Origin of the sequence: Microcoleus sp. CAWBG640, assembly GCF_020883015.1 — a bacterium.
GTDB lineage: Bacteria > Cyanobacteriota > Cyanobacteriia > Cyanobacteriales > Microcoleaceae > Microcoleus > Microcoleus anatoxicus.
The window spans coordinates 1-5,500 of record NZ_JAHRFC010000162.1 but is presented as its reverse complement, the minus strand read 5'-3'; the positions used below and the strand labels follow the sequence as shown (position 1 = coordinate 5,500).

2 tRNA genes and 3 rRNA genes are annotated in these 5,500 nt (G+C 47.0%); all 5 read right to left on the bottom strand.

What is annotated here, in order from left to right:
• Positions 1-111 precede the first annotated feature (111 nt).
• The 5 genes from rrf to AAFP11_RS29525 all read right to left on the bottom strand — a co-directional run bounded on the left by rrf (position 112) and on the right by AAFP11_RS29525 (position 5,226).
• Positions 112-223: ribosomal RNA gene (gene rrf / locus AAFP11_RS29545) — 5S ribosomal RNA — on the bottom strand.
• 83 nt (positions 224-306) lie between these two features.
• Positions 307-3,183, bottom strand: a 23S ribosomal RNA gene (locus tag AAFP11_RS29540).
• A gap of 140 nt (positions 3,184-3,323) precedes the next feature.
• Positions 3,324-3,397 (bottom strand) — tRNA-Ala (locus tag AAFP11_RS29535).
• A 121-nt stretch (positions 3,398-3,518) separates the two neighbouring features.
• Positions 3,519-3,592, bottom strand: a tRNA-Ile gene (locus AAFP11_RS29530).
• 114 nt (positions 3,593-3,706) lie between these two features.
• A 16S ribosomal RNA gene (locus AAFP11_RS29525) occupies positions 3,707-5,226 on the bottom strand.
• Together the 16S, 23S and 5S rRNA genes with 2 tRNA genes alongside form the textbook arrangement of a ribosomal RNA operon.
• Between the last annotated feature and the right edge of the window lie 274 nt (positions 5,227-5,500).

Sequence of the window (5,500 nt, the reverse complement as noted above, 5' to 3'; positions counted from 1 at the left end):
TAGGATAGAACACATTCTAAGCGATTTGATTCCAAATTTGCTTAATGATTTAGATAATCAAATTATACTGCATAAAAAAAGCCTCATACTTTCGTATAAGGCTTTAATAAAAACTGGCACCGACCTACTCTCCCACGTTTTACCGCAATACCATCGGCTCTGGCGGGCTTAACTTCTCTGTTCGGAATGGGAAGAGGTGGACACCGCCGATATAGGCACCTGAATATTTTGAATGTTGGTAAACACATTACCTAACATTTGACATACTATTGAAAGAAGTAATTGGAGAGAAGACAACGTCTTATCTGTTGAAAGTATCGGATAATTAGTACTACTTGACTTTGCTGTCACCAGCTTTACATCTATAGCCTATCAACGTAGTCATCTTCTACGATCCTCAATGGAAATCTCATCTTGTGGCTAGTTTCGCACTTAGATGCTTTCAGCGCTTATCTATTCCCGACGTAGCTACTCTGCAATGCCCCTGGCGGAACAACAGATTCACTAGAGGTCAGTCCATCCCGGTCCTCTCGTACTAAGGACAGCCCCACGCAAATTTCCAACGCCCACAACAGATAGGGACCGAACTGTCTCGCGACGTTCTGAACCCAGCTCGCGTGCCACTTTAATCGGCGAACAGCCGAACCCTTGGGACCTTCTCCAGCCCCAGGATGTGACGAGCCGACATCGAGGTGCCAAACCTCCCCGTCGATATGAGCTCTTGGGGGAGATCAGCCTGTTATCCCCAGAGTACCTTTTATCCTTTGAGCGATGGCCCTTCCATGCAGAACCACCGGATCACTATATCCGTCTTTCGACCCTGTTCGGCTTGTTGGCCTCACAGTCAAGCATGCTTATGCTATTGCACTCCTCATACGGTTACCAAGCGTATTGAGCATACCTTTGAAAGCCTCCGTTACCCTTTTGGAGGCGACCACCCCAGTCAAACTACCCATCAAACAATGTCCTCCGCTTTGCAGAGTTAGACATCGAATACAGAAAGGGTGGTATTTCAACGTTGGCTAACTGAATCCTAGCGAACCCAGATCACAGCCTCCCACCTATCCTACACATCCTGTACCCAATATCAATGTTAAATTATAGTGAAGGTTCATGGGGTCTTTCCGTCCCGTTGCGGGTACCCGGCGTCTTCACCGGGACCACAATTTCACCGAGCTCATGGCTGAGACAGCGCCCAGATCGTTACACCATTCGTGCAGGTCGGAACTTACCCGACAAGGAATTTCGCTACCTTAGGACCGTTATAGTTACGGCCGCCGTTTACTGGGGCTTCGATTCAATGCTTCGCCTTGCGACTAACATCCCCTCTTAACCTTCCAGCACCGGGCAGGTGTCAGGCCTTATACTTCATCTTTCGATTTTGCAAAGCCATGTGTTTTTGTTAAACAGTCGCCTGGGCCTTTTCACTGCGGCTTACATTGCTGCAAGCGCCCCTTCTCCCGAAGTTACAGGGCCATTTTGCCGAGTTCCTTAGCCATGATTCACTCGAGCACCTTAGAATTCTCTTCTCGACTACCTGTGTCGGTTTACGGTACGAGTTTTTATAACCTGAAGCTTAGAGGGTTTTCTTGGAAGTCTGATTACCTGCACTATCCTCTTACCCGAAGGCTCAAGGTACTATCAGATTTCAGCTAAGTCAGCGGATTTGCCTACTGTCTCATTACCTACATCCTTTAACGAACTATTCCGTCAGTTCGCGGCAGTGTCACTACTCCGTCACCTCATCGCAGTTATAAAAAGTACTGGAATATTAACCAGTTATCCATCGGTTACCCCTTTCGGGTTCACCTTAGGCCCCGACTAACCCTGATCCGATTAGCGTTGATCAGGAAACCTTAGTCTTTCGGTGGGCGGGTTTCTCTCCCGCCTTATCGTTACTTATGCCTACATTTGCTTTTCTAATCGCTCCAGCACCCATTACCAGATACCTTCGCCGCAATTAGAATGCTCCCCTACCATAGAGATTAATCCCTATCCATAGCTTCGGTAGTAAACTTAATGCCCGTTTATTATCCATGCCCGATCGCTCGACTAGTGAGCTGTTACGCACTCTTTAAATGAATGGCTGCTTCCAAGCCAACATCCTAGCTGTCTATGCAATCGAACCTCGTTAGTTCAACTTAGTTTACATTTGGGGACCTTAGCTGATGGTCTGGGTTCTTTCCCTCTCGGCCCGTGACCTTAGCACCCCGGGCCTCACTGCAGTGTATATTTAATCAGCATTCGGAGTTTGTCTGGATTTGGTAGGATTTGACTCCCCCGCACCCAATCAGTAGCTCTACCTCTGTTAAACTTTACCACCACGCTGTTCCTAAAAACATTTCGGGGAGTACGAGCTATTTCCCAGTTTGATTAGCCTTTCACCCCTACCCACAAATCATCCGGAAACTTTTCAACGTTTATCGGTTCGGTCCTCCAGTACCTGTTACGGCACCTTCAACCTGTTCATGGGTAGATCACAAGGTTTCGCGTCTACCCCCTCTGACTCTGCGCCCTATTCAGACTCGCTTTCGCTTCGGCTCCGTGTCTTAAACACTTAACCTTGCCAGAGAGGAGTAACTCGTAGGCTCATTATGCAAAAGGCACGCCGTCACTGGACTTGCCAGCTCCGACCGCTTGTAAGCACACGGTTTCAGGTTCTATTTCACTCCGCTATTCGCGGTTCTTTTCACCTTTCCCTCACGGTACTAGTTCACTATCGGTCTCTCAGGAGTATTTAGCCTTACCAGATGGTGCTGGCAGTTTCCCACAGGGCGTCTCCGACCCCGCGGTACTCAGGATACTACTAAACTATTATCACTTACGTGTACGCAGCTGTCATGCTCTTTGGCTAAGTTTCCCATCTTATTCCACTTTACTTTAATAGTTATATTGTAGTCCTACAACCCCCATATTGCCGTAACAATATAGGTTTGGGCTTCTTCCCTTTCGCTCGCCACTACTCAGGAAATCATTATTATTTTCTTCTCCTCTGCTTACTTAGATGTTTCAGTTCGGCAGGTTTGCGCTTGTGCAACTAACCTTCAGTTAGTTAGGTTTCCCCATTCGGAAATCTGCGGATCAATTCGTATGTGCCAATCCCCGCAGCTTATCGCAGCTTATCACGTCCTTCATCGCCTCTGAGAGCCTAGGCATCCCCCGTGTGCTCTTATTTACTTTCTTCTTATGTATATCTTACTATACACGCTTTTGATAGTGTTACCTATCTGTTGTCTTCTCTTTCAATAACTTCTTCCAATATGTCAAAGAACTTTTTTATCCCTTCTCAAAGTTTAGCTAAATAAACCTTTTCGGTATAAACGTGGAGAATAACGGATTCGAACCGTTGACCCCCTGCGTGCAAGGCAGGTGCTCTAGCCAGCTGAGCTAATCCCCCCTAATGGTTTTAAGGTATCGTGCCTTAATCTCTTTAGGGAATTATTTCTTCCTCTTGGCTTATCCTCTCCGATTTCTCGGATTGTATCCACCTCGATAATTCCCCTTTTAAGATGCTTATGTAGTCCCGAGCAGATTTGAACTGCTGACCCCTACATTATCAGTGTAGTGCTCTAACCAACTGAGCTACGGGACTGTTTCCCCTCTACCTCAGTGGCTGAACCACCGATTAATCATCTCATCAGGTTCTGTTTCTCTTTTATTTAAAAAATAAGCATGTAACGTAGTATAAATCTTAGTATCTCTCTAGAAAGGAGGTATTCCAGCCGCACCTTCCGGTACGGCTACCTTGTTACGACTTAGCCCTAGTTATCGGTTTTACCCTAGGCCGCTCCTTGCGGTTACGGACTTTAGGCACCCCCAACTTCCATGGCTTGACGGGCGGTGTGTACAAGGCCCGGGAACGTATTCACCGCGTCATTGCTGATACGCGATTACTAGCGAATCCAACTTCACGGGGTCGAGTTGCAGACCCCGATCCGAACTGTGAATGGCTTTGTGAGATTTGCATCCTGTTACCAGGTAGCTGCCCGCTGTACCATCCATTGTAGCACGTGTGTAGCCCCGGACGTAAGGGCCATGATGACTTGACGTCGTCCCCTCCTTCCTCTCTGTTTGCACAGGCAGTCTGTTTAGAGTCCCCACCTTTACATGCTGGCAACTAAACATAGGGGTTGCGCTCGTTGCGGGACTTAACCCAACACCTCACGGCACGAGCTGACGACAGCCATGCAGCACCTAGTTTCCTGTCCCGAAGGACGAATCTATCTCTAAATTCTTCAGTAACTTTCAAGCCCGGGTAAGGTTCCTCGCGTATCATCGAATTAAACCACATGCTCCTCCGCTTGTGCGGGCCCCCGTCAATTCCTTTGAGTTTCACCCTTGCGGGCGTACTCCCCAGGTGGATAACTTAACGCTTTCGCTTGGACGCTGACTGTATATCGCCAACATCGAGTTATCATCGTTTAGGGCGTGGACTACCAGGGTATCTAATCCTGTTTGATCCCCACGCTTTCGAGCCTCAGCGTCAATCACAGTTTAGTAAGCTGCCTTCGCAATCGGTGTTCTGTGACATATCTATGCATTTCACCGCTACTTGTCACATTCCGCCTACCTCATCTGTATTCAAGACCATCAGTATCAAAGGCAAGTTTCCAGTTAAGCTGAAAAATTTCACCCCTGACTTAATGGGCCGCCTACGCTCCCTTTAAACCCAATAAATCCGGATAACGCTTGGATCCTCCGTATTACCGCGGCTGCTGGCACGGAGTTAGCCGATCCTTATTCTTACCATACATTCAGCTTAATTCGCAAATTAAGGTTTATTCTGGTATAAAAGCAGTTTACGACCCATAGGGCTGTCTTCCTGCACGCGGCATGGCTGGTTCAGGCTTGCGCCCATTGACCAATATTCCTTACTGCTGCCTCCCGTAGGAGTCTGGTCCGTGTCTCAGTACCAGTGTGGGGGGTCATCCTCTCAGATCCCCTAGTCATCGTCGCCTTGGTGAGCCGTTACCTCTCCAACTAGCTAATGACACGCATGCCCATCTTTATCCTATTAATATTTGAACATTATCTGATGCCAGATTGTGTTTTTATGCGGTGTTAATCCGAATTTCTTCGGGCTATCCCCCTGATAAAGGTAGGTTGCATACGCGTTACGCACCCGTACGCCACTCTCATGGAAGCAAGCTTCCAATCCCGTTCGACTTGCATGTATTAGGCCTGCCGCTAGCGTTCATCCTGAGCCAGGATCAAACTCTCCATTGTAAAATGTTTGTTTGATACTAACTTGATGTTAATATAAAAATTTGTTTTTTCTTGATACTCCAACGATTGTTGGTTATCTATCTACGCTACATGTTATTTTTTAAAGAACTTTATGCCTCGCTTCTCAGGTCGGCTCTCTATCATTTGTAAGGTTCTTACACCTTTTGATCTAGCTTTTTTTCGTTTAAGAATCGCTCTTAATCTCTTTCCCTCTCGTTGGGGTTGCAAAGGTACTATTTATTTTTTCCCTCGCAAATTTATTTTTTTATTTTTT